Annotated in this window: 25 protein-coding genes and 2 pseudogenes; 8 read left to right on the top strand and 19 right to left on the bottom strand. The window is 55.1% G+C overall.

Features of this window, described 5'->3' with window-relative positions; genetic code table 11:
• Positions 1–498: 498 nt before the first annotated feature.
• The gene (gene ltrA / locus J1D76_RS13045; protein WP_421138833.1) at positions 499–1,593 is read right to left on the bottom strand and encodes a group II intron reverse transcriptase/maturase; all 1,095 of its coding nucleotides are present in this window, start codon (positions 1,591–1,593) and stop codon (positions 499–501) included.
• A 39-nt stretch (positions 1,594–1,632) separates the two neighbouring features.
• Here ltrA and J1D76_RS13040 point away from each other — a divergent pair.
• Positions 1,633–2,028, top strand: a pseudogene (locus J1D76_RS13040) (IS66 family transposase); the annotation flags it as partial.
• A gap of 33 nt (positions 2,029–2,061) precedes the next feature.
• Here J1D76_RS13040 and J1D76_RS13035 read toward each other — a convergent pair.
• Positions 2,062–2,229, bottom strand: coding sequence for a transposase (locus J1D76_RS13035; RefSeq protein ID WP_421138701.1), 168 nt, complete (start codon positions 2,227–2,229; stop codon positions 2,062–2,064).
• Positions 2,230–2,778: 549 nt separating this feature from the next.
• Between J1D76_RS13035 and J1D76_RS13030 the strand changes: the two genes are divergently transcribed.
• The gene (locus J1D76_RS13030; RefSeq protein WP_421138700.1) at positions 2,779–3,318 is read left to right on the top strand and encodes a TetR/AcrR family transcriptional regulator C-terminal domain-containing protein; all 540 of its coding nucleotides are present in this window, start codon (positions 2,779–2,781) and stop codon (positions 3,316–3,318) included.
• A gap of 316 nt (positions 3,319–3,634) precedes the next feature.
• On the opposite strand, the gene J1D76_RS13025 is transcribed toward J1D76_RS13030, so the two are convergent.
• On the bottom strand, positions 3,635–5,131 hold the full coding sequence (locus J1D76_RS13025) for a Fic family protein (protein ID WP_421138699.1): 1,497 nt from the start codon (positions 5,129–5,131) through the stop codon (positions 3,635–3,637).
• A gap of 332 nt (positions 5,132–5,463) precedes the next feature.
• Here J1D76_RS13025 and J1D76_RS13020 point away from each other — a divergent pair, with 332 nt between their 5' ends.
• Positions 5,464–5,913 carry an antitoxin Xre/MbcA/ParS toxin-binding domain-containing protein gene (locus tag J1D76_RS13020; protein ID WP_421138698.1) on the top strand — a complete coding sequence of 150 codons (450 nt, stop codon included), beginning with the start codon at positions 5,464–5,466 and terminating at the stop codon, positions 5,911–5,913.
• A gap of 11 nt (positions 5,914–5,924) precedes the next feature.
• On the opposite strand, the pseudogene J1D76_RS13015 reads toward J1D76_RS13020, so the two are convergent.
• From J1D76_RS13015 to J1D76_RS12980, 8 genes and pseudogenes are all read right to left on the bottom strand, one after another.
• Positions 5,925–6,209, bottom strand: a pseudogene (locus J1D76_RS13015) (inositol monophosphatase); the annotation flags it as partial.
• A 27-nt stretch (positions 6,210–6,236) separates the two neighbouring features.
• Positions 6,237–6,710 carry a transposase domain-containing protein gene (locus tag J1D76_RS13010; RefSeq protein ID WP_421138832.1) on the bottom strand — a complete coding sequence of 158 codons (474 nt, stop codon included), beginning with the start codon at positions 6,708–6,710 and terminating at the stop codon, positions 6,237–6,239.
• 167 nt (positions 6,711–6,877) lie between these two features.
• Positions 6,878–7,213: an IS66 family insertion sequence element accessory protein TnpB gene (gene tnpB, locus J1D76_RS13005; protein ID WP_421138697.1), complete on the bottom strand. Its 336-nt coding sequence runs from the start codon at positions 7,211–7,213 to the stop codon at positions 6,878–6,880.
• Positions 7,210–7,542, bottom strand: a complete 333-nt coding sequence (gene tnpA / locus J1D76_RS13000; protein WP_421138696.1) for an IS66-like element accessory protein TnpA — start codon at positions 7,540–7,542, stop codon at positions 7,210–7,212. Before tnpA ends, tnpB begins: the two co-directional genes overlap by 4 nt.
• A gap of 99 nt (positions 7,543–7,641) precedes the next feature.
• Positions 7,642–8,031, bottom strand: a complete 390-nt coding sequence (locus J1D76_RS12995) for an inositol monophosphatase family protein (RefSeq protein WP_421138831.1) — start codon at positions 8,029–8,031, stop codon at positions 7,642–7,644.
• Positions 7,980–8,195 (bottom strand): hypothetical protein, encoded by a 216-nt coding sequence (locus J1D76_RS12990; RefSeq protein WP_421138695.1) that lies wholly within the window; start codon positions 8,193–8,195, stop codon positions 7,980–7,982. The genes J1D76_RS12995 and J1D76_RS12990 overlap by 52 nt, the downstream gene beginning before the upstream one ends.
• A gap of 309 nt (positions 8,196–8,504) precedes the next feature.
• On the bottom strand, positions 8,505–9,329 hold the full coding sequence (locus J1D76_RS12985; protein ID WP_421138694.1) for an inositol monophosphatase family protein: 825 nt from the start codon (positions 9,327–9,329) through the stop codon (positions 8,505–8,507).
• Between the two features lie 282 nt (positions 9,330–9,611).
• The gene (locus J1D76_RS12980; protein ID WP_421138693.1) at positions 9,612–9,761 is read right to left on the bottom strand and encodes a hypothetical protein; all 150 of its coding nucleotides are present in this window, start codon (positions 9,759–9,761) and stop codon (positions 9,612–9,614) included.
• Between the two features lie 838 nt (positions 9,762–10,599).
• On the opposite strand from J1D76_RS12980, the gene J1D76_RS12975 reads away from it, so the two are divergent.
• Entirely contained in the window at positions 10,600–10,974 is a 375-nt protein-coding gene (locus J1D76_RS12975) for a hypothetical protein (RefSeq protein WP_421138692.1), read from the top strand.
• Positions 10,975–11,588: 614 nt separating this feature from the next.
• On the opposite strand, the gene J1D76_RS12970 is transcribed toward J1D76_RS12975, so the two are convergent.
• A complete protein-coding gene (locus J1D76_RS12970; protein ID WP_421138691.1) occupies positions 11,589–11,849 on the bottom strand; it encodes a hypothetical protein in 261 nt (86 codons plus the stop codon).
• A gap of 747 nt (positions 11,850–12,596) precedes the next feature.
• Here J1D76_RS12970 and J1D76_RS12965 point away from each other — a divergent pair.
• Complete coding sequence (locus J1D76_RS12965) at positions 12,597–12,866, top strand: helix-turn-helix domain-containing protein (RefSeq protein WP_421138690.1); 270 nt, start codon at positions 12,597–12,599, stop codon at positions 12,864–12,866.
• 478 nt (positions 12,867–13,344) lie between these two features.
• Here the strand turns inward: J1D76_RS12965 and J1D76_RS12960 are convergent, their stop codons facing one another.
• From J1D76_RS12960 to J1D76_RS12935, 6 genes are all read right to left on the bottom strand, one after another.
• Entirely contained in the window at positions 13,345–13,770 is a 426-nt protein-coding gene (locus tag J1D76_RS12960; protein WP_421138689.1) for a hypothetical protein, read from the bottom strand.
• A 3-nt stretch (positions 13,771–13,773) separates the two neighbouring features.
• Positions 13,774–15,756, bottom strand: coding sequence for an integrase (locus tag J1D76_RS12955; protein ID WP_421138688.1), 1,983 nt, complete (start codon positions 15,754–15,756; stop codon positions 13,774–13,776).
• Positions 15,749–17,317 (bottom strand): site-specific integrase, encoded by a 1,569-nt coding sequence (locus J1D76_RS12950; RefSeq protein ID WP_421138687.1) that lies wholly within the window; start codon positions 17,315–17,317, stop codon positions 15,749–15,751. The genes J1D76_RS12955 and J1D76_RS12950 overlap by 8 nt, the downstream gene beginning before the upstream one ends.
• Positions 17,310–18,548: a tyrosine-type recombinase/integrase gene (locus J1D76_RS12945; RefSeq protein WP_421138686.1), complete on the bottom strand. Its 1,239-nt coding sequence runs from the start codon at positions 18,546–18,548 to the stop codon at positions 17,310–17,312. The genes J1D76_RS12950 and J1D76_RS12945 overlap by 8 nt, the downstream gene beginning before the upstream one ends.
• A 142-nt stretch (positions 18,549–18,690) precedes the next feature.
• On the bottom strand, positions 18,691–19,476 hold the full coding sequence (locus J1D76_RS12940; protein ID WP_421138685.1) for a sulfite exporter TauE/SafE family protein: 786 nt from the start codon (positions 19,474–19,476) through the stop codon (positions 18,691–18,693).
• Between the two features lie 215 nt (positions 19,477–19,691).
• Positions 19,692–20,441: a hypothetical protein gene (locus tag J1D76_RS12935; protein ID WP_421138830.1), complete on the bottom strand. Its 750-nt coding sequence runs from the start codon at positions 20,439–20,441 to the stop codon at positions 19,692–19,694.
• Between the two features lie 209 nt (positions 20,442–20,650).
• Here J1D76_RS12935 and J1D76_RS12930 point away from each other — a divergent pair, with 209 nt between their 5' ends.
• Both J1D76_RS12930 and J1D76_RS12925 read left to right on the top strand, forming a co-directional pair.
• Positions 20,651–21,157, top strand: coding sequence for an aldo/keto reductase (locus tag J1D76_RS12930; RefSeq protein WP_421138684.1), 507 nt, complete (start codon positions 20,651–20,653; stop codon positions 21,155–21,157).
• 29 nt (positions 21,158–21,186) lie between these two features.
• Complete coding sequence (locus tag J1D76_RS12925) at positions 21,187–21,657, top strand: DUF1810 domain-containing protein (RefSeq protein WP_421138683.1); 471 nt, start codon at positions 21,187–21,189, stop codon at positions 21,655–21,657.
• Here the strand turns inward: J1D76_RS12925 and J1D76_RS12920 are convergent.
• Positions 21,622–23,982: a DNA polymerase II gene (locus tag J1D76_RS12920; RefSeq protein WP_421138682.1), complete on the bottom strand. Its 2,361-nt coding sequence runs from the start codon at positions 23,980–23,982 to the stop codon at positions 21,622–21,624. The genes J1D76_RS12925 and J1D76_RS12920 overlap by 36 nt on opposite strands.
• A gap of 331 nt (positions 23,983–24,313) precedes the next feature.
• Between J1D76_RS12920 and J1D76_RS12915 the strand changes: the two genes are divergently transcribed.
• The gene (locus J1D76_RS12915) at positions 24,314–24,754 is read left to right on the top strand and encodes a CBS domain-containing protein (protein ID WP_421138681.1); all 441 of its coding nucleotides are present in this window, start codon (positions 24,314–24,316) and stop codon (positions 24,752–24,754) included.
• Positions 24,755–24,892 lie beyond the last annotated feature (138 nt).

Here is a 24,892-nt window from a genome sequence, read left to right as displayed (position 1 = left end):
TATGTATGATTTTTAATATAAGCAATCGACGGATTCAAGCCCCAATTTGAGTAAATCGGCATATTCACCCGCTGGGATCGTTACTGAGACGAGGGTAGTTACGCTGAAACCAATTATCGTTCCATACCTTGATCAAAAATCCAAAGAGTAAAGCATGGTGCGAACCTACGTTACGGCGGCCAATGTGACGGACGCATAATATGCCACTCATGATCAGCAAACACGCCGTGTGGATTGGTTACGAAGCGCTCGACGTAGCCACCAAAGGCGGTGGGCATTCGAGGGGTGTGGAATATGAAATTTGGGCATCCAGCCAAATGCGCCCGGCTGTCTACCATGTATATAGCGATCTACATTTTGCCGCAGAGGTCGCGGTAGGGATGGCAGTTACCTGCCGCCCCCCGCACAGATCCGTACGTGCGGAACTACCGCATACGGCTCCTGCCTCAGGTATGTGACGCGAAGCGATCCTCAGGGTAAGGATGTGCATTCCTAGGTCTAGGTATGTAGAGGTCGGCAAAGGCGTCCGTAGCGTGACCATTGAAGCCTATTACGCTGGCTGTGCCGTTTGAGGGCTTGCCGCCATAGACGGCAGACCGCTGAACGAAAACCACCAAGACATATCAGGTTTCCCGGCACCGCGTCGTAATTGAAGTAGCCCCTGACCACCCAATTAAGCCACTGCCCTTGAGCCCGGATGGGCTCATGACGTCGGCGCTTCAGCTCATCCCGAATAGCCAGCAGCGTCGTACGCATTCGCTTCTTGACCGTCAGTCGCAGTATTTGAAAACCACCGCTTCTGTTGGTACTGCAACAGTGCGTGAAGCCCAGGAAGTCAAACATTTCCGGTTTACCTAACCCTCGCTTCCTACGATTCCTCGCAGCAAAACGACCAAACTCAATCAGCCGTGTCTTCGAGGCGTTGAGGGATAAACCGAACCTGGCCAAGCGCTCCTGCAACTGCACCAGAAACTGCTGAGCCTGCCACTGCGTCCTGAAACCCACCACGTTGTCGTCCGCGTATCGCACAACAATCACATCGCCACGGGCATGCCGCTGGCGCCACTGCCTTGCCCACAGATCCAGCACGTAGTGAAGATAGATATTCGCCAACAATGGCGATATCACTGCGCCTTGGGAAGTCCCCTTGGTCATAACCACCCTACTGCCATCCTCCATAACACCCGCTTGGAGCCATTTGCAGATAAGCCCGAGCAGGCGCCAGTCTGCAATCCGGTGTTCCACAAACATCAGCATCCATTCATGGTCGATCTCATCAAAGAACGACGTGATATCCGCATCCACTATCCAGTTCACCTTCTGGCCCTTCAGCGCGACCGTCAACGCATCCAACGCATCATGCTGGCTGCGTCCCGGCCGAAACCCGTACGAGAATCCCAGAAAGTCCTCTTCATAGATCACATTCAGAACGGTAACGACTGCCTGCTGTACGATCTTGTCCTCCAGAGAGGCAATGCCCAACGGGCGTTGCCTGCCATCGGCTTTGGGAATGTAGACCCGCCGCGATGGCGTTGCCCGATAGGCTCCACTGTGGAGCCTTGCGTGCAAATCGGTTAGCGAATTCTTTTTCATGAAGATCAAGAGTGTCTTTCCCGGTAATCCGTGAAGAACCAAGAAAAAGCCGTACCGGTGATGGATAGGCTGCATGCCTGGATGATCGCCCAGCGTGATCTTGTGCCCGAAGGCTCGGCCATCAGCAGAGCACTCGATTACAGCCTGAAACGCTGGGCGGCGCTGTCGCGCTACCTCGATGACGGGGCCGTACCCATTGATAATAACTGGGCGGAGAACCAGATCCGACCATGGGCTCTTGGACGCAAGAGCTGGCTCTTCGCCGGCTCGCTACGCAGCGGAAAACGGGCGGCGGCGATCATGAGCTTGATCCAGTCTGCGCGGCTGAATGGTCATGACCCGTATGCCTATCTAAAGGATGTTCTCACGCGCTTGCCGACACAGCGGGCGAGTGAAATCGAGCAGTTGCTTCCGCATAAGTGGCAGCCGGTTTAATTACGCAAGGCGTGATGCCCGGACGCATACGGTTTACAGCGCCAGAGTTTTCTGCGCATGCAACCGAATCCATTTATGGACTAGGTTGGCGTTGAGGTTGTGGGTCAAAGCGACATTGGCAATCGAGGTGTCAGGCGCCGCATATTCGGCAATGACTTGGGCCTTGAAGGACTTGGAATAGGAACGACGTTCTTGTGGCATGGGCGTCTGCTTAAAAAGGCTAAAAAAGGTGTCCACTTAGGTGGACACCATCGCCTTAAGCGATGGCATCAGGAAGGTGTGTTGCCCGGACGGTTACGCCGCAGATGCTAACGACGCCCCCCACACCCAACGCGCCAAACAAGCGGGTATGAGCATCGAAAACCAACCCGTCGGAACAGGCCGCCAATCAGCAGACCTTCTACGCTGCAGTCGAGTGGAAGCCCCCTCGAAAGAAGTACGCAATCGTCGCTGTAAGTATCATCGCGCGACGATTGGAAACGCACTGTTCAAGCCTTTTGCATAGACCTGTAAAGGGGGCACCCCGACCGTCATAGCGCAGAGCCACTGGAATCCGTAACAAAAAAGGAGCGGCGTTGTAATTCGAGCACAATCATATATATGATATTCACGTATAACTCCTTATGGATATGTATCCCATTGCCAAATACCAGCCCGCTTCAGCCCCAGAACCCCGCGCATGTCCAGATGGCTTCGGGCCCACCAGCGAGATTTAATCGCACTCAACAGGTTAGAGATATAGCCCTTTCAATGTTTGTAAGCGAGGGCTACGCGAACGTCAGTCTGCGCCACTTGGGCAGTCGGGTAGGAATGCAGGCCGGTTCGCTCTATAACCACATCGAAAACAAACAGACACTGTTGTTTGACTTAATCCACGAGCACCTTGAGGGCCTGGTACAAACAGTTGTCTATCGAATAAGCAAAAGTACCAGTCCTCAAGACAAGCTAAGCATTTTCGTGCGTAACCATCTGGAGTTTCAGATCCGGGAACAAGCCAGCGCCAAGTTAATGGGCCTCGAATCGAGAAGCCTGGATGACGTACATAAAGTGGAGATTAAAACCTTGCTATCACGATACCGGGGCCTCCTCTACGACATCATTGCTACCGGGATCCGCTCAGGCAGCTTTCCAAACCAGCATGTTCGCTCAAGCACTGACGCAGTGCTAGGCATGCTTTACAGCGTTGCTTTCTGGTTTCACGAGGGGCATCCACAGTCTTTAAAACAACTGACTCAACAGATAACGGTCATGGTCCACGGTGCACTTTGCGCAACGATTCGATCTCGCTGACCTCGCACTTGTTGCCGATTCTGTTGAAAAAGTAGAGCTCCTGCCTGGCCTGCTTGAGCTATGAAATAAAGTCTGTCGGGAATAAATGGAGTCTGTCGCAGACTGCTGATTGCTTTGATCAGCGCCTGTTACAGACTTGAGGTATTCCAGTGACGGACACGTGGGTGAACGACCGCACGCTTTGGGCCTTTTCAAAGCTGAGGAGTTTGAAAGGTTGGGCCGCCTAATAGCTAGTGGAGATGGCGGGACTGAGATGGCCATGGCTTCACCCAGGGGATCTGCCACCGGTCAATCAACCGCCTAGGTCGCTAGACTATTAGTCGTCGGGCTCTGCGTAGGCTTCTGCCAAAAGGGCCTGGGCGTGACCTTCTAGGAAGTCGAAAACCTCCTCTTGGATATACCCGTTATATTGCTTCCGCCGGCCCTTTGATACGACTCCATTCTGGTCTAAGCACTGCATTATCAGCTTGCTCAAGAGGCTGCCGCGCACGTCGTAGTTGTCATTAACCACCTTGAGCAACGTGTCGTATCGTTGCAGATACTCGGTTTCTTCCCTCAGTTCAATTTCCAATGCCCGCTTGGCCATTTCCAGCGTGAAGGCCACACATTCAGTCGCATCCCAGTAGCGATAGAGGCTTGGGTCGCCGGTGAAGTTAAGCGACATGTTGTCGGCATCGATCCAACGAACGTCCCAGAATTGCCGGGCAGGTTTCGAGAAGCTCTGCAGAGCTTCAAGGTAGCGTTGCTCCTCTCGCTTCATGGCAACGGAGACAGGGATTAACAAACCGTTCTCCAGCGCACCGCTGCAGCACAATGCCTGGTGTATCAAGAAGCGCGACAGTCGGCCATTCCCATCCATGAAGGGATGCAAGAACACGAACCCGAATGAGGCAATGCCGGCGGCCACCAGCGGGTCAAGCTCTAACGGTGCGCGGTTTGCGAAGGCCATGAGTTCGAACATCAGATCCCGGCAAAGGTCTGGAGGTGGGGGGATATAGGTGACCCCTGCCGCTCCTCGAAAGGAGTTGGTGAGGTGGTTTTGTTCATGCCGGAAGGCCACCGCCCATTCAATCGGTTGGGAAATTGCATTGTTTTGCAGAGAGACCAAGTAGTCTTCGGTAAGCGGCTGGCGGTCATGTGCCTGGCGCAGCAACTGAACGAAACGCTCTGACTTCTGCTGGCTTGGTGATTCCTTTTCAATCGCAAATGAGGAATCTGTCTCGCTCAGGTACGCCCAGTTGATGGCGCGATCCATCATTTCCTTAGGCAAGGATGCAATGAACTCTTTCGAGCGCCCTAGAATGTCGTATTCAAGCAGGGCTTGGACCTCAGGCGTGCGCTCTACCGTAGCGCAATATTGGAGTGTCCCCAGCCCATTGAAGTCCACGCGCCAGCGGTTGTTTCGCACCGATGGGCCAGTGATGTACCGCTCTGGATCAAAAAGGAGGACGCCGGGGCCCCGAGGCTTGTCCGTGTAGTCCAGTAAAGCGCCGGAGTAGACTTCCCAAAGGAAGCAGACTTTGCGCAGATAGCCACTGCAGGGGGATTGGGTTATGGCCTCGACAAGGAGTTGACCTTCAATGTGAGGCAGAGCCTGAGCCAAAATAGAGAGATTGACGCCCTCATGTTTGAGCGCAAAGATGATCTGGGCGAGAAAATCCCCAGCCTCCGGTGCAACCGCTTGCGGCACTGCAAGCGCGCCGTTGATCCGCTCAATGCGGGTGACGGGTTGAACGAGTGCGGGCGTCTTTACCCCGATAGCCTTCAGCCCCATCGCATTGATCAAATGGGCGTAACCCACTAGATTTCCCATTTTTTCCCTTTCGTTGGCTAGATTTTTTTAACCGAGCCAAGATTTTCTTAAAATACGCGCCCAACACTCAGAAAATATTAACCGAAAATGGCCGCGTAACCACTATTTTTGAGCGTTCTGATTTTCGGCGCGCCGGGAATCTGTGCAGTGATTGTCGTGTGTTGTTCTGTTGGCCGTATGACGGCCCCGGACTCTCAGCGTGGCAGCCTGAAGGTAGGCTCATCGCCTTTAAATCGATACCGTGTGAATGACTGACAACATAGCGGTTCAAGTTGAGCGAATTGAATCGCCAGATTAGTTTTTTCGATTGCTGCCCTCCAAAGGTGACTACCGTGATTACTGGCAATATGCGCGAAGATGCTTACCATGATTATCGGGTGCGGTTAGAACTGATCCTTCACATCCCCACCAACGCTTCAGAGCAAGAAATTCACAATCTCATTGAGGCTGGGTTCTTAGCTGATAGAGTCATAGCTCTTTTCGACTTAGGCGCGATAACCCCATCCGAACGCAATCAAATTATTCCGTTCAAAACCCTCAAAGCTCGGTTGGCAACAAATGAGCGACTCACGCTGCACGAGAGTAATCGACTGTTCAGATTTGCTCACATCATAGCCATGGCTGTGACGCTGTTCGGGAGCAATGAGAAGGCGAAGCGTTGGCTCTCTAAACCCAAGAGTCGATTCGTGAGAAAGGCTCCATTTGCGATGCTCTCCACGTATCTAGGCACTCGACTAGTTGAGGAGATGCTGATTCAGGCAGCGGAAGGCTTTGCATTTTAATCCCGCAACGGTCAGTTGGAGATTTCTGTGAAAATAAGATCCCATTCACGAACCAGCAAATCGCGGCACGCCGCCACTGCTCCCCCGAAACAGCGTCTTGATACTGTTTGCATATTGGCCTCCGTAACGTATGTAATTGTTTGACCTTGCCCATCGATTAAAACGCCTCCTGCTCCTCTCAATAGCGCGTGGCCTGCGACCACATCATGTGCAGAAACTGGATAAAGAGAGACACCACAGACGCCCTCCCCCACCGCGACCTTGGCGAGCCTATAGGCAATGGATGGCATTGCGTAAGCGTCCGCCCAACACACCTTGTGTGATTAAACGGGCGCCCACCTGTGCGGCAACAGCGCGGTAATCTCACTCGCACGCTGCGTCGGCAGGCGTGTAAGAACATCCTTCAAGTAAGCATACGGATCATGCCCGTTGAGCCGTGCCGACTGGATCAAACTCATGATCGCCGCCGCACGTTTACCGCTGCGTAACGAGCCCGCGAACAGCCAGTTCGAGCGCCCAAGAGCCCACGGCCGGATCTGATTCTCGCACCAGTTATTATCGATGGGCACAGCGCGCTTGGGTTGCTGGCGCACTTTGGCTTCGACAGGTGCCGGTTGCAGCGCCTCAAGTTCGGCTTCGATAGCGGCGATATCCGTATCGATCAAGTCGTCGAGCAGGCTGGCTTGATTCGGGCTCAACTGCTCGCTGCGCTTGGCAAACTTGAAGCGTTTGAGCAGTGCGATCTCGTGGGCCAGTTTCTCGTTGACCGACTTGTGATGAGTGATTTGCTTGTCCATCGTCTCGACGCGCTGGATCAACTGCGCCGCCAAGGCGCGCAGTTCTTCAGGGTTTAATTGATCGAGATTCGGATGCGAGGTCATGCCACCGATTTTGCCAGAGAGGGCTAGTGGCGGCGATAGACGGATGGGCCAATTGCGCTGGCAAGCGCGCCATGACAGACAAGTTAGAGCACCGTGATGGCTCCTCCGGAACCGACGCGTTGCCAAGGTAAACCGAGCACCAAGGCCTGAAGTTGCTCGGCATCCAACTCGACTTCGGAGCCGTGTCGTACACCCGGCCAGAAGAAGCGTCCTTGATTCAAACGCCGGGCGGCAAGCCAAATCCCCACGCCGTCATGCACCAGAATTTTCATGCGATTGGCGCGGCGGTTGGCGAACAGATAGGCACAGTGCGGCTTCGCCGCACCGAACACCGCCACGACCCGCGCCAGCGCGGTTTCAGTGCCGGCGCGCATGTCCATGGGCTCGGTGGCGAGCCAGATGGAGTCGATGCGGATCATCGCAGCAGGTCTCGCAGGAAAGCAGAACACCCCGCTGCATTTTCTGCCGGCCAACTCACCACAACTACGCCTTTTGAATGCGGCACTTCGATTCGGATCGTGGCAGGATGGGCCTGATGCATCGGCACCGGCGGCGATGTCTTGACCGGGATGAAGGCGGTTTGAAGTGTCAGGTTTTTCTGCGCATGCACGCGTATCCATTTATGGACGAGGTTGGCGTTGAGATTGTGGGTCAACGCGACATTGGCGATCGAGGTGTCAGGCTGCGCGCATTCGGCGATGACCTGGGCCTTGAAGGACTTGGAATAGGAACGGCGTTCTTGTGGCATAGGCGTCCGCTTAAAAAGGCTAAAAATGGTGTCCACTTAAATTTAGGTGGACACCATCGCCTCAAGCGACGGTGTCAGGAAGGTGTGTTGCCCGGACGGTTACGGCATTGCCACAAAAGTGCTGGGTTGGCAGAGCTCACTGTTAAGTTCAGGCTTATTGATCGCCGCGGCACTGACCATCACGAACTCGTCGCTCGACAATGTTTTGGTAGAAAGCTGCGACAGGACTGACTGCCCATTGCGGCTCACCGCGGCCATCCCTTCGGCCCAAGCAATGCAATCAGGCGTTCCCTCGATGGTGACAGGGGCATACACCACACCTAATACCGGCGTTTGTTTGTGCAACAGACCGATGGAAAGGGCTGAGCCTTTGAGCCCGTTGAGGAAGTCCGTGGTCCCGTCGTTCGGGTCAACGACCCAGCACCAGGGATGGCCGGTCAGACGATGTCCGGTTTCCTCTCCCCAGAAGTCGCAAGGAAGAAGCTGCAGCAGGTGCTGACGTAAGAACTGTTCGTTTCTTCGTCGACGGCAGCCTTATCACCTTGACCCCGTGGTCCGTCAACTCTCGCCCACTCGGCAATCAGTAACTGGCCGGCGCGAATAACGACCTCAACGGTCTGGGTGAGCAGTTGTTCGAGGTTGGGGGTTTGCATGAAGTGGGCTGTCCTAATGTTGGGTCGCGTAATGCGATGGTCCTCGACCATGGGACGACGCGAGTCCCCTTCAGCCGTCCCAGAGACGGTCAGGCAAACGGGCCACGCCACTTCTTAAAATCGGTGCGTGCCCATCTTGGCTGTTTCCGCAGGACTCGATGGGCTTCGCCTTCGATCTACGCCTGCACTGACGGTTGATGGCTGATTAGTGTACGCGCAGTGCAGGGCTTGCGCGGCCTTCAACAGTGCGCAGTTAGCGGCCAACGAGATGACGATGCGGGTTGCTCGAATCGGGTCCGACAACTGCTCTCAGTTGGAAACGTCCGTAAAAATGCGATCCCATTCTCGGGCGAGCAGGGTCCGGCACGCCGACACTGAACCCCCGAAGCAGCGTTGTGAGACCGTTTGCATAGTGGCCTCAGTTACATAGGTAATCGTTTGCCCACGCTCATCGAGTAAAACGCCGCCTGCTCCTCGCAAAAGCGCGTGGCCTGCGACAACGTCATGTGCAGAAACCGGATAAAGCGAGATGCCACAGACCCCCTCACCGGCGGCGACCTTAGCGAGCCTGTAGGCAATGGATGGCATTGCGACAAAGGTGCTGGGTTGGCAAAGGGCGCTGTTAAGTTCAGGTTTGTGGATCGCCGCGGCACTGACCATCACGAACTCGTCGCTCGACAAGATTTTGGTAGAAAGCTGAGACGGCACCGATTGTCCGTTGCGGCTCACCTCGGCCATGCCTTCTGCCCAAGCAATGCAATCAGGCGCGCCCTCAACGGTGACGGGGGCATACACCACACCTAATACCGGCGTTTGTCTGTGCAACAGACCGATGGACAGGGCTGAGCCTTTGAGTCCGTTGAGGAAGTCCGTGGTCCCGTCGTTCGGGTCAACGACCCAGCACCATGGATGGCCGGTTAGACGATGTCCGGTTTCCTCTCCCCAGAAGTCGCAAGGAAAAAGCTGCAGCAGATGCTGACGCAAAAACTGTTCGATTTCTTCGTCTACGGCTGCCTTGTCACCTTGACCTCGTGGTCCGTCAACTCTCGCCCACTCGGCAATCAGCAACTGGCCGGCGCGAATAACGAACTCAATGGTCTGGGTGAGCAGCGGCTTAAGGTTGGTCTTTTGCACGAAATGGGATGCCTTGAAGTTGGGTGGGGTAATACGAGGGTCCTCGACTGAGGCGCGCAGCGAGTCGCCCCTCAGCCGTCTTAGCAGCTGTCAGCCAGACGGGCAACTGCATCGCTCAAAATTCGTGTGCGCCACTCTGCCTCTTCCCGCAGGACGACAATTGGCCTCGCTCTCCATCAACGCCTGCACTGCTGCTGTTACCTGATCACGTATCCGCTGTGAAAGGGTTGCGTTGACTCAAGCTAAAACATCTTTGAGGGTTGAGGATTGTCGAGTCACTGTTCAATGTGCACGCCCTTGTGCCTCGACCTGTACCAGTAAGCAAGCCGCTTTGCCATGCTGGGTGATGACGAAAGCATGTCCTTGCGCAACTAACACCAGCAGGCGACGCATCCGCCGGCGAGCCTGGCTTTTGCTGTAGATGGTACGCATGGCCGATCCCCCTGACTGTATCCTCGATATAGCGTAGCCTTTTCACTCCATGCTGCGACCTCAACGCATGCACGCCACCTCAATACTTGGGTTGGCGACAACGAGTTCAAGAGTTAATAACGTCCGGGATTCTAGGCGCTACACGGTTAAGCCTGTCGCTGTGCCTAAAATCCTAGGCATTCGCTCAACGAAGTGTCGGGTTGCCCGATGGTCGGATTGCCGCGAAAACGGCTGGAAGCCCGCAGACATTTCGGACATTCATGCCCCCTGAAACGACCGCTCTCGCTCGGTGAATTTACGACGCACGCACTGCTTCGAAAGCGCCACACCCTTCATGTGTTATTTCACCTGTTGTTCTGACCACGCTACAGTAACTGCAGGTCTTAAGGCCAGCGTGCACCACTGGTAAGATTCAAGGCCTTCGCCTTTTGTTGCCGGCTCTTGAGCGAAAAAACGCATCGCCCTGCTCCACGACAGGCCAATACGCCCCCAACGCCCATTTTCTCGTCAACCCTCATGCGCCAGCAAAGTGGCCAAGAGGCAGGAGTCCAATGCGACGATTGATGTAGACGTTCAGCGCAGCTCGGACCAAACGCCCTCCGGCCATTGCCACGGCGTCAGCGAACGGGTACGCGCAGATCGATAATAAGCGGCGTCAGTTGGACAGAGACAAGAAGAGCGTTATGAACGCGACTTAAGCAGTAACATCCATAGACGCATTCCCCGAGCGGCTTTGGCCTTGGTCGACCTTGCGACAGCACCAACGCCCCTTGGTCGGCAAAACGCCAATCGTGCGATACGAACGGTAAACCTTATCGCTGGCTTTCGAGGAGGCTGTATGTCTGCTAAGAACATCAAGATCTACCGCGGCTCAGACCGGCACGCGCCGAGGTCTGAACAGGCGGATGGCATTCACCTCCGCATCGAACTGCCCAAAATGAGCGGGCACGCAACAGACGTGTACCTCGATTGCCTCGAAGTCTTGAACCGTGTGTTTCTTGGCGCCCTGCCCCAGGCAGCCGATTCAGAGGAGTCCGCCTCTAGCCGTAGCGCTCCCAGCACGCTGAATCCGCGCATTTTGTTCAGGGAGGCGGCCATGTTGGCGGAGGCGCGGCGGTTGATCCTGCAAGACGGCAACTGGGTCACTGCGGCGGGCTTGTCCCAACTCACCGGGCTTGAACATGCAGCTCTCGCGGCAGGGCTCCGGGCGTGACTGAACGACGGCTCGCTCATCAGCGTGAGTGACCGGAGCCAAGAGTACTTCCCGTTGTTCGCCTTTGGTGACGCAACAGAGCAGCGGCCCACCGCCGAATTCAGCGCCGTGATCAACGTGCTGAGGGAAAAAAAAGGATGACTGGGGCATGGCGTTCTGGTTCGCTTCGAGCAATCACTGCTCCTGAATCGCCTCGGTGCTCATTGGACCATTGACGAACTGATCAATCAGCTCCTTCGGGGTCGACGGAAGCTCGGGGTTGGCCTCCGAGGCCTCAAGGTGTTGGGTGCGATGATCTGGCTGATCTCAGCCGCGCAGACGATACCTTCATCACTGAGACGTTTGATACTTCGCGCCGGAAAACCCGCGGCGATCGCTTGGATCAACCACCCAACACCCAAAGTGCCCCACAGACGATGATCGGTTTCCTCGTTCCAGAAGTCTTTCGTAAAAAAGCCCCAGTATTTGCTGCCGCAGCATTCGATTTCAACGTCTACGTCCCTTGCCTCCCTGTGCGTTTGCTCCATCTCTCCTTGCTGACTCGGTATTCAGCAACTGGCGTACATCGACACAGATCTCAATTTCCGGATGAGTGATCCTGAAGGGCATGAGGCTTATTCAGCACCTGCTGCCATATTACGTTTGAGCGGGGGCTTGCGATCGTCGCGGCCACCTGAGTCGCCAGCCAGCCGACCAATCGGTTCAAAATCTCTTCCGAACGCAAGGGCGGCATCCAGAAATCGTTGTGCGCTTTTCACTGATCTCTTGGAAAGCGTGCGCTTCGCTTCGACTTCAAACTGAGCTCGCAACAACCACTTTTTGCCTATGTCTTTACGTCTACCCTTCATCATTGCCTCCAGAAGAATTATTAGCATGGCTGCCTAGCCTGACCTAAACGAGCGGCAGGCGCACAGGGATCTCTTTAACTGCAGCCTGGGGCGCGACCGAAGGAAATGCGACCGAGCAAATATTGCTATAGCATATATAATTTTTCCCTTCACCAATAATGGCCCTTTGGGCACCACACCGGAGCACTCAGTGATATTCCTTTTCGACCGTAAGCATAGTGAGGTACGAACTTGGACTCATTGTGAAATTGAAGGGCTGTGCTTCCTTATCACCATCACCTCGATGAGAACGGGGCAACGGAACCGCGCCGCAGTGGTCGAGTGTGCGTATGAGCTTCGGCACTACCTGTTAACAGCCAAAGATGTACAGGTGAGACACGTTCACATGATGTGCCCTCCATCCATAAGCGGACGCAGCGCCTGGGCGATGGAAGAGCTTGAGAGCATCGTGGCTTACACGGGAGCAGACATCGATCAAAGCGCAATTCTGTATAGGACATCGGCTGCCTGTTACAAGCTAGGCGACTTGGACCTTCGGAAAAAAAAGCACTCACGAGTTCTGTTCACTACTCGCCAGCTTGAGCAGCATTCTCCAGAAATTTCAGACGTACCGCACCAAGATACCTATCCGCAAATGCTCGCCCCGATCTGGGTTCGCTGACCTTCGCAAGAAGGGCATCAGGTCATTTGCCACAAGAAAATCGCAAATATTGCTATAGCGTATAGCTCTTTGATCCGCAGCAAGGCTTTATCGTGCCTTTTGTGGATCAGCAAATGGATCTCAGAGAATCCTTCGGGGTTACCGTTAAAACTATTCGTCGCGCCAAAGGGCTATCACAAAATGCAGTCGGTATAAATCAAGGGTACGTGAGTGAACTTGAGAATGGCCTGAAAACACCCTCACTGCCTAAAATGGCGGCCATTGCAAAAAATCTGGGGATCCACCCTCTCACCCTGCTTGCAGCGGTTTACAGCAATATGGGCCCGGAAGATACGGACCAGCTTCTGGCCAGGGTTATCAGCGAGCTTGAGAGCCTGAAGTAAATTGATGCAACAGGCGGGGCCCCGCGCTGAACGTCTGTTTCTGTCGCAACTCATTCAAACGCATGGCCGGTTCAGACCACCTGGCCAAGGCCTAAAAAGTCTGTTGGGCCTATGAACGAAGATGATTCCGGCAAGGTGAGCCCCTACACTCCGAATGCACGGACTACGCTCTGGCACCCAGTCGTCGAAACACAAGAGTCGAAGATCTTCGCTCCACAAGCGATGCCCTCGCTTAGACATGGCAGAACATTTGCTCAGTTGATCGCAGCCAATTCTAGGCTTGCTCAGCCTGCAAATATGACAAGCTCGCGCGCGGTTGCCAGAACCCTCTCGGGTAATAAGGTCAAAATACGATGTAACTCCAGGCGACCAAATTGAGCGCCATCTAAGCAGCCCGTTACCGAAGGTGTTTGGGGTCGTGGCTGAATCAAATAATTGCAACACCTCAATCCAGCGTCAGGACTTCAAACGTCACGCTCTAGTCCCCTGCCTGCTGAACTTTGGTACGCTCACGATCAATCTCGGGGAGCGGTAACGTCAACTGAGATTCTTTTAGACCATGTCGGTAAGCGTTGTACTGAATCACCACGAATTGCTCGAGCAGCATTTGGTTCTGCCTTTTTAGATCCGCGATTTCCGCTTCCAACCGCCGGATACGTTGCGAGGCGATGCTCAAACTCGCAGGTTTGGAATAAATCGATTGGGCATTACGCGCCTCTTTTTTGCGGCTGGTGTAAGCGGACAAAATGGCCGCATGACTGCTCAAGGATTGACGGGTGGGGCGTTTCCCAACCAATGGCGCGACACCATCACATATTTTTTCCCAGTTCAGGAGCGCCACTTCCAGGCCATAAATAAAATTGACGATCGCTTTAAGATCTGACACCGATAAGTGTTTAGCCATTTTTTATGCCTTCAAGATTAATTTATTGGAAGCACTCGACAATGCCCGTTGGATATGACTAAAGTCGCTGCCGGCCAAGCGCACCAACGATCCATCGGGTAGTTGCTCATTGCTCAGATGACCAATCAATTCCTCTAAATGCGTAATGGTTTTTTGGTGATGAGTGATCCAACGATCACTGCCCACTGCCGGCTCTTCAGCCTCCGCCATGGCCAGCGCTAACACGGTTTTCAACCGGCTCAATCGGAGCTTGAGACGATCTAACTTTGCCTGATCGCCTTTGACACAAATCTGTTCCGTGCAGTTTATACAGTCCCGATACTTGACGCAGGGCATGATCACAAAGTCGTGAACACAAAACCCAAACTCAGTCACATGAACCGCGGGAATCCGATTACTGAGAAATTGCTCAGCCGACACCGGCGAGTTATTTAACTTTACGACTTCGACGGAGGGGGGAGGACTGGCTGATTGCAGTTGATCACGTATAACACTAATGGTTTCGGCATCGCTCAGATGGTTATAAACACGATTCTGCGCCGGGTTGGCACGTCCAGACCACTTGGCTATCTCATCCTGTGGCAAGCCTCCGCGTTGAGCACTCGTATTCAGCAGATGCCTTGGTTGATGAGTCGTCAGCCTTAAGCGTTGGCCATCGCCACCAACATAACCGTGTCGATCAAAGATACTTTGGTGCCCGCCGCTTTTTGACGGCGCCAACTCATTCAAAAAGAAATAAAGTTTGAGTATTCTAAACTCCACTGGATTCGTTACTCGGCATGATTCGGCTTGACTTTTTAGTGAGCAAAACAAGGCTTCACTAAAACGAACGCGTCTCTCTTTATCAAGCCACGGAAAATCCTTGGGTAACCGCGACATCACATAGCTCCAGAGTGATCGCAGAGTATGAGCGCCGTTATGGGTCGCAAGTCCGCGACCAGCCAAATACTTAGGAACATCGTATTGACAAGAATCTGGGTTAAAACCCAGCGCCATCGCTGCCTGTACTTTCGTCAATGGTTGGTCTTCATCTACGTCAGGGCATGTATCATGCCGATAGAATTTATTTGGATTGTTTTCGACCCACTTTGCCAATTGGCGGCCAGGCTCAGTGAGTTCCTTGATGCGGTTGAATGCGGTCTTCGCAATCTCTACCATCGACTCCGGAATCCACTTGATATCGCCCTCAAAGTTTTTCGCGGAATAAAACCGCCAACCGTAAGGAGTTGGACCATCTTCTTTCCAATCTACCCCCAGATCCCCTGGTCCGACTTCGGCGGTTATGGGAAGCGAAAGAATCTCTGAACCGCGAGATGGTGCACACATAAGCATGGCTACAAACGAAGTTGTAAGGATGTCACGGGGTGATTGGGGATTGCCAGCAAATATTTCAGCCACTGCATATAAAGCAGCATCTTTAGGGAGACGCTTGTTGCGATGGGCATTGCCATCTTCACCTAATTGAATACCGCGTTGCTCATAACGTGGTATTGGGCTGCGCCAGTCTTTTAGATTGTCCTTGGCCAATCGATGCGAAGAAAGAAAATCTGCAAATTGCTCAAGTACCAGACCTCCGCTGTAAGCAGTTGAATGGCTAAAATTATTTCTTACAATAATCGCTGCGTCGTCCATAACTCTGATATTACAGCGCCAGATCTCCGCCGTAGTTGTGCTCTCTAGCAATGCCCTCTCCACTGCCCTGAGCGCCAGCATTTCATAAGTATACATTTTTTTGGGGCGATGCACTTGCCTATAGCTGATCCATGATTTCGCAAAATCGACAAAGTCATCAGAGAGTCGAGCTTCCCCGAGGTTGACCAATCTAGGATAGGTACCCAGTTTTGAGAAGCTAATTCCCGGCCAATGTAAAGACGACCACTCCTCACTGCTGCCAGGAAAATGCGAACGACAGAGTTCAATAAAATCACTGACGTTTTGCCGTGCGGTCAGGCCGCTACGAGCAGCGAAATGAAATATTTCAGTCATGAGTCGATCTCCCACGCTGCTGGCGTAATTGCTCTTTTCGGAGCGCACAGGCCTGGATAACCTCGGCGACTGCCAAGATGGTTCGATCTAGAACTGCGGCAACCTCCATTTCGGCGGTGACGTCGGCCACCTCATGCCTTTCTTCAATCAGACGAGCGTAAATCAGCTCATGTGGCCCCTCAAGCCAAGGTTGAAAATGAGGGCAGGTATAGCAAGGGACCGGCACATTGGCATTGCAGACACCCCCATGACCACAAGTACCCGTCCCCTTACCCGAGAAGTCACGGATATCACTGCCAGGTAAAGCTCCGCGACGGGCTTGTTGTTTGGTATCCACCAGCACACCGGCGAACGCCTTTGCATAGGGTGCCAACTGATACCCGACCGCGTCATCGATCCGCGCGGCGTACTCTGGGACGTTAAGTGTGTACACATGGGCGTTCTGGGTGTCTGAATGGTCCAACAGTTCTGCAATCACCAGTACCCCGTAACCGGCACGCGCAGCTCGAGTACCCAAGGTGTAACGCAGGCGCGTGGTAGTCATATGCAACAATTTGCCAGTGCGCTCGGAATATACTTCTGCGTATTTAGCCGTGCTTTTCAGTAGTGACGTAACGGTATCAGAGTGCATGTGAAAAAAATCACCGGAATTCAGCTGATCAAATTCCTTAGGCACATCTTTTCCCTTTAATATTTGCGCATTAAAAAACAAAGGTAATTCACGAATAGAGTCTTGGGTAAAGTCTCGATTCAGATACCGAGAAAAAGCTTTTATGGAAAACTCCTTCTGGATATTTAAAACGTCCCATAGCTCCTCGGTGATTTCTAGTTCCCGAAAACTGCTTCTAAACATTTCACCTTGTTTGGCGCGCGGTAGATTTACAATATAATGACTGGAACCATCTTTTCCTACACGATCGTAGAGGTCTCTTATCTTCAAGGAAGACAGTTGTATCGGACGGCGAGCACTGGCGGCCGCTAACATTGTTAACGCAGTTTCCGTGATACTTACAATCCCAGCTTCGTATGCCAGCACGGTTTTTTCAAGCAGCCCCTGGAGCTCGATATTTGACAACGGACCTTTATCAAGGTCCAGCCGTTTTACCGCATCACCTTTTATATTTCCTTTTATCCGCCAATCAACCAACATGTCGACGACATCATGATCAACTCCAGCGTTCCCGAGTGCACGCCACCTGTTAAATAGCGCTCTTAGCGGCAGCAAATAGTATTCATTATTAGCTCCTAGATGCTTACGATAAGCAATAACGTTTGTTGTATCTACTGCAACACCGCCAGCAAAACGAAGCAAATTCATATAATGCCAGTGCATATTATTAATATAATGCGCAGAGGAGTCAGCGGCAAAATTCGCAAGAGTCGAAACATACCCTTTGAAAAAAGCCACAGGAAGTATTTTCTTTATTCCACCAAAGCATATAATAACATCTTTACTTAACCGCCAGGAGGCGTCATCAATACTAAATGTTCCTCCATCTAAAGCAATGAATGAGCTGCTGCCTATATCGGCATTTTTTGACTCGACGTTTGGGCTACTCATGATCCTCACCCTCGGCCCGTGCCGATCGCTGAAGATCCAAACTTGCCTGACGCGCTTTCTCAACGATGAACCGCCGATTATAGCGAGACGCCGTGCCAGAACCGGGCTGCCAGCCCATCAGCTGCGAACGCATGGCTTCCTGCTTGGCTTCGCTAACCGGTGGTACTTGCTTGTCCATTGTTTCCGAAAAGCGGCCGTTCCACGAATGACGCAATCGATGGCCGGTTACTTGGCGCAGTAGCAATGAAGATTGCTGAAGCGTTGCCCACATCTTGTTGTAACTGGAAATCGACAGCGCCTGGCCACAGGTGGGTCCCGCCTTGCAGGTGACAAACAGGTAGGACGTTTTTTTGGCGTTGGGAACTGCGCGTCGGTCACCCAGAACATATCGATGGATTTCGGCCACCAGCCAATCACTCAACACCAATTCGCGGTCCAAGGTCTTGACCAGCGGTTGGCGCAGCCGTGGGTCATCCGCCTGATCGGCACGACGAATGATGAGCAGGATGTTTTGAGCGAAATTAATATCCTCGATCCGGATATTGAGTAATTCACCGCCACGAATACCCAACTCATATTCCATCAACACCATCAAGCGATTGCGCGAGCGCACCGATAGATCGAACGGATTGCTGGGGCCATCGACTTCGATCACGGAGAGCAACAAATCCGCCTCAGACTCGGACAGTGCTCTGTTCACCAAGCCCCGATTACGCCCCTTAAAAGACGGCCGTCTGGCCTTGATCGCCTTGGCCATGGTTTTCAGCCCAGGCGGTTCGATTTGCAAGTGATCAAAGTATTGCCGACCAAGCCACAGCAGATAGTCGGCAGTGACCGTGAGTCGAACGTATTGGGTTTCCTTGGTTACACGGGGCTGGGATTCCAACAACTCTTCCAGGCTGAACATCGGCGGCTGTGCCATCCACAGCAGCCAATCATTGAACCGGTACGAACTGAAATCACGGAGGCTGTCGATTTCCGCATCAACCAGAAATTGCCGGGTCATCAAGCGCGACGTGAGATCAATGTGACGTATCAGGCAAAACCGGTGCAGGACAAGCAAGTGGCTGGCATACGCCGACAGCGCGGCATGCGAGAGGCTGGCATTGCGCACCTGGCTGGTGAGATACAGATTGGGTGCGTAGACCGGTACGCCTGTCAGGCGATCAACGAGCAGGCTGTAGCGCTCCCCGGAACGCATGACAAAAGCCCGGATTTTCAGATCGTTCATCCTACCCCCTAATTCTTTACGAAAATTCGAGGTGACAAATAAAACGATAGCTCAAGAAAAAACTTGTATGCAAAAATAATAAAAAAGCCCTGAATATCAGGGCTTTAATATCTATTTTTTACATTTAAACCTGTGGTACACCCTAGAACGCCAGCTTGTAACCGATCAGCAACAGCATGGTCGCCAGGCACGGGCGCAGGAGTTCGTCGGAGATGCGGCCGGTCAGGTGGCTGCCCAGGTAAATCCCCGGCAACGAGCCCACCAGCAGGTAACCCAACACGTGCCAGTCCATGTTGCCCATGCTCGCGTGGCCGAGGCCGGCGACCAGGGTCAATGGCACGGCGTGGGCGATTTCCGTGCCCACCAGGCGGCGGGTTGGCAGCAGGGGATAGAGAATGAACAGGGCCACGGTGCCCAGTGCTCCGGCGCCAATCGACGTCAGCGCGACCATGGTGCCAAGGACCAGCCCGGTAATCACCGTCATCACATTAAGGCGCGAGCCGCTGGGGTTGTAGTGGCCGCCCGCACGTTTGTGGGCGAAATCGAGCAGGCGCTTCTTGAACAGGATGGCCAGCGCCGTGGCAAACAACACAAAGCCCAGCGCCTGCTTGATGATCGCGTTCATCGCCTCGGGGGCGCTGTGCAGGGTGCTGAGAAACCACAACGTCAATACCACCGCCGGTACGCTACCCAGGGTAAGCCAACCGGTGATCGCCCAGTCGATGTTGTTGTTCTTTTTGTGAACCAGCACGCCGCTGGATTTGGTGATGGCGGCGTACAACAGATCGGTACCGACCGCGGTCGCCGGGTTGATGCCGAACCACAGCAGGATCGGCGTCATGAGCGACCCGCCGCCCACACCGGTCATGCCGACGATGAAGCCCACGACCAAACCGGCAACGACCAACCCGATGTTCACTAAATCCATGAATACGTCCACAACGATCGCAGGGAAAATCTGGCCCGCAGCATAGCGAGAATTCTTATAACCAGTTATATCGATGCGATCTATATTTATATCTGAATTGTCATATCACCCTGTGGGAGTGAGCCTGCTCGCGATAGCGGCCTGTCAGTCACCTCTATTTCGACTGAGACGCCCTCATCGCGAGCAGGCTTGCTCCTACAGGGGGCGCGGCGAATTCACTGGACGGGAAGGAAGTTCAGGAACAGCAGGCTTTGCGCATAGTTCAGGCCGATGCGTCGATAGCGTTCGTCGAGCATCTGGGTCAGCAGGTCCAGCCGGGCGACGATTTTGCCGAATTCGACGGCAAAGCTCAGGTTGCTGCCCTCCTCCGAGATTTCGTTGGAGAACAACAAGGGTTGGCCTTCTTTGTTCTGCCTTTGGCTGAGGATCCAGGTGGCGATCTCGATGTTGCGCGCCGCGTTGCTGACAAACACCGGGTTGATCGAATCGGTCATGTAGAACTCGATCCGATTACCATGAGCGGTCACCAGCATGCTGCCGATGGCGTAAATGAACGCCCCGACCCGGTCGCCGAGAAATTCCGGGCTCATGGCAAAACGCAGGGCCGCGAGGTCTTTTTTGCTTCCAAGAGTTGGTAATGGCTGCTGCATTTCAATGGCCATGCGTACCTGCTTGCTGGCCGTGCGGGCGTCGAGGAAACCGGATTTCTTCAGCTCATCGGGGTTACGCAGGTAGAGCTTGCTCATCAGCAGGTAAAGGCTGTTGAGGTTGTCGCGCATGGTCAGGGTGGCCATGCGGTCGACGCTGGTTTGCAGGAATTCCTGGGGTTTGCCCTCGCGCATCTGGTTGAAGATGTCGCCGCCCTGCTGCTGACTGCAACCGCTGGCGAATACCATCGACAGGCCTGCCAGCAGCAAGCAATGACAGCTTTTTTGGGTAACGATCCGGGGTAAAACTCGAGCCATGGGTTCTTGGACTTGGGCATGGGCCGGCGGTGGGGATCGCCGCAGGCTGCCATGGATAGAGCCGGGCATTTGAAAAAAGTGCAGTGCCGGTGCACAGCAATCGATCACCGGCAGGCTGGCGCTCAGCAGATCGCCGAGGGCGAGGCGGAACCGATGGACTATTCTGCTGCCCACTGAAATAACCATCGATAGGCATGAAGGAGGTTGGCATGCGCACGCTTGAACTGGCAGGCGCCAGGGTCCCGGCGATTGGCCAGGGAACGTGGCAAATGGGCGAAGATCGCTCCCGGCGCGGTCGTTGGGGCGTGTCCAATTTCGACCTCGACGATTTACAGGAACTCGATGCCCCGGCCTGTGCAGCCAATCAGGTGCTCTATAATCTGCAACAACGCGGCATAGAATTTGACTTGTTGCCCTGGAGCCAACAGCAGCGGCTACCCGTGATGGCCTACTGCCCGATCGGTCAGGGAGGCAAAATGCTCGCCGACGCCACGCTCAAGCAGGTGGCCGCCCGTCACCACGTCACACCAGCGCAGGTCGCGCTGGCATGGATTCTGCGTCAGGACGGCGTGATCGCCATCCCCAGGGCGGTCCGCCCCGAACATGTGCAACTCAACGCCCAAGCGGCGCGTGTGCAGCTTGAACCCGGGGATCTGGAGGCGCTGGACCAAGCGTTTCACGCGCCACAACACAAGCAGCGACTGGCCATGGTCTGAGCCATCGCAGTGTGTCAGAGGATTTCGGCATGAGAAGTACCGATCCGCTAGACGCCTTTAATCTGCAACGCTTCATCCAGGCCCAGGACCCGGTGTTCGACCGGGTCCAGGCGGAATTGAGTGCCGGTCACAAGCGCAGTCACTGGATGTGGTTCATCTTTCCGCAGTTTGCCGGCCTGGGTGGAAGCGAGATATCTCGACATTTCGCCATCCGCTCCAGGGAAGAAGCCGAGGCCTATCTGCACCATCCCTTGCTCGGTGCCCGGCTTCGCACCTGCACTCAGGAAGTGTTGAACATTGAGCAGCGCTCGGTGGCGGCGATCTTCGGCCACCCTGACGACTTGAAATTTCACTCGTCGATGACCCTGTTCGCCCAGGTTGCCACCGACGACAGCATTTTCCAGCAAGCCTTGAACCACTACTTCCACGGCATTCTCGACGACTGGACCTTGTCGCTGATGGACTCAAAACAGGCCCAGTTGCCCACCAACCAGCGTTGAGAAGTCGTCGTTCACAAATGGCAGGATCGCGTCCGCCACCGGTTGCAGCTGCTTGGTAATGTAGTGGTCGTAGTCGATGGGCGCGCTGCGCACTTCCAGCGGCTCGGGGCCGGCAACGGTGATCACGTAGCTGATCCAGCCGCCGTTCTGGTATTGCCGCGGGCGGCCCTTGCGGTCGTTGTACTCGTCGGCCAGACGCGCTGCGCGCACATGGGGCGGCACGTTGCGCTGATAGTCATCGAGGGTACGGCGCAGGCGTTTGCGGTAAATCAGACGGTCATCGAATTCACCGGCCAGGGTCTGGCGCACGTAGTCACGCACATAATCCTGATAGGGCTTGCGCAGGAAAATCCGCGAATACAGCTCCTGCTGGAATTGCCGGGCCAGCGGCGACCAGTCGGTGCGCACGGTTTCCAGGCCTTTGTAGACCATTTCGTCGCTGCCGTCCTCGCGGGTGACCAGCCCGGCATAGCGCTTCTTGCTGCCCTCTTCGGCGCCGCGAATGGTCGGCATCAAAAAACGCTTGTAGTGGGTTTCGAACTGCAATTGGAGCACGCTTTGCAGCCCGTACTCTTGCTGCACATGCTCGCGCCACCATTGGTTGACGTGCGCCACCAGCGCCTGGCCGATCTGCGCCGCTTCGTGCTGGCCGTGGGCGCGGCGCAGCCAGACGAATGTCGAATCGGTGTCGCCATAGATCACCGCGTGCCCCTGGGCTTCGATCAACTGGCGGGTGCGCAGCATGATCTCATGCCCGCGCAAGGTGATGGACGAGGCCAGGCGCGTGTCGAAGAAGCGGCAACCGCTGGAGCCGAGCACCCCGTAGAACGCATTCATGATGATCTTCAGCGCCTGGGACAGCGGTGCATTGTGTTCGCGCTTGGCGGTTTCCCGGCCTTCGGCGACCCGGGCGACGATGGAGGGCAGGCAATGCCGGGTGCGGGAAAAACGCGCCCCGCGAAAACCCGGCACCGACGCGTCGTCGTCCGGGTGCTTGAGCCCTTCGATCAGCCCGACCGGGTCGATCAGGAAGGTGCGGATGATCGACGGGTAAAGACTTTTGTAGTCGAGCACCAGCACCGACTCGTAGAGACCGGGCTGCGAATCCATGACAAAACCGCCGGGGCTGGCTTGCGGCGGTTTGCCGCCGAGGTTCGGTGCAACGAAACCCTGGCGGTGCATCAGCGGCATGTACAGGTGCGTGAACGCCGCCACCGAACCGCCCATGCGATCGACCGGCAACCCGGTGACGCTGGCCCGTTCCAGCAGGAAGGTGAGCAACTCGGTCTTGGCGAAGATCCGCGTGACCAGCTCGCAGTCCTTGAGGTTGTAGATGGCCAGCGCTGGCTTGTCCTCGGCAAACATGCGATTGATTTCGTCCATGCGCTGGTACGGGGTGGCGATGGACTTGCCCTCGCCAAGCAGGGTTTGCGCGACGTTTTCCAGGCTGAACGAAGGGAAACTCCAGGTCGCCGAACGCAGGGCCTCGATGCCGTCGATGATCAGACGGCCGGCCGCTGACGCGAAGTAATGATTGCCGCTGCCGTGTTCGCGCCACTGCATTTCCTCGCCGCCACGCCCCAGCTTCAACGGCACCGCCAGGCGTCTTGCGTGTTCGTGAAGCACGCGCAGGTCGAACTGCACGACGTTCCAGCCGATGATTGCGTCGGGGTCGAAACGGGCAAACCAATCGTTGAGTTTTTTCAGCTGCACGGTGCGTGAGTCGCAGTATTCGAGCTGGAAGTCCACCTGGCTGGCGTCGCCATTGGGCGGACCGAGCATGTACACCTGACGCTCGCCGCAGCCTTCCAGGGCGATGGAATACAACTCGCCCTGGGCGGTGGTCTCGATGTCCAGGGACACCAGCTTCAGGCTCGGCCGGTATTCGGGGTCGGGTTTCATCTGGGCATCGAGCAGCAGGCCCTCGGCATTCGGCGTGCCACTGAAGCGCACTGGCGCGGTGATGAAACGCTCCATCAGGTAGCGCTCCGGCGGGCGCACGTCGGCTTCGAACACTTCGACCCCGGCCCGGCGCAGGGCGGTTTCCAGGCGCATCATCTGGCCATGTTGCTGGCAATAAAGTCCGAGGACCGGGCGGTGTTCGAAATCCAGCAGGGCCAGGGGGCGCAGCTCGACGTGTTTCTCGTCGTGCAGGAGGGTTTCGGCCTGCTCGCGCTGCTCTGCCGGGATGAACGCCACGGACGGCTGATGAGGCAGACGCAGGCGTCGGGGACCGCTGTCGGTCGCCAGCCAGAACTCGACTTCCGTACCGGCCGGGGTGTCGCGCCAATGCCGGGTCAGGACGAAGCCCTGCTGTAGATCCACCACTGCAAACCTCAACGTTGATTCAGAGGGGGATTCTACCCGTCATCGGCCGCGATAGCGCGTTTGTCAGGCAGATACCAACCCCTGTAGGAGCGGGCTTGCCCCGGGCGGCGTTCCGACGACGGGCCGGGACATTCAACATTGATGTTGGCCGGCCGGACGCCTTCGCTGGCAAGCCAGCTCCTACAGGGTTCTCGGCGGCGAAACCGGGGTTTGCCGAACTAAAACCGTCGAATGACGTTTTTTGCGTGTTATCTGCCGCTTTCGCCCTTGCCCTCGACGCTTGCGTCTACGATTCTTCAATAACAACGACAACGCCCGAGTAACCACCATGAAAACCGTCGCCCAACTGCTCAAGCTCAAAGATCAGAAGAATCAGGAAGTGCACCAGATCAAGCCCGACCACATGGTGCTCGAAGCGCTGATGAAGATGGCCGAGAAAAACGTCGGCGCCTTGCTGGTGGTGGAGAACGATGAAGTGCTGGGCATCATCAGCGAACGGGACTATGCGCGCAAACTGGTGCTGCACGGCCGCTCTTCGGTGGGCACGCCGGTGCGCGACATCATGGTGTCGCCGGTGATTACCGTCGACACCCATCAAACCGTCGATACGTGCCTGGGCATCATGTCCGAGAGACGCCTGCGCCACCTGCCGGTGGTGGAAGGCGGAAAGTTGATTGGCTTGCTGTCGATCGGTGACCTGGTCAAGGAAGCCATTGCCGAACAGGCAGAGCTGATCAAGCAGTTGGAGCAGTACATTCGCGGGGACTGACCCCGTACAACCTGTAGATACTCTGTTCACGGTCAAGCTTTCGCGAGATGTTTTTCGCTGAAAAGCTTGGCCGTATCAAATTCTTTTCCAGAACGCATGCACGCCCATAACCCGGTCAGGTATTTGCGCATCACCGCT

Source organism: Pseudomonas sp. NFX15 (assembly GCF_049132105.1).
Lineage (GTDB): Bacteria > Pseudomonadota > Gammaproteobacteria > Pseudomonadales > Pseudomonadaceae > Aquipseudomonas.
This window is presented reverse-complemented; position numbering and strand designations above follow the sequence as displayed.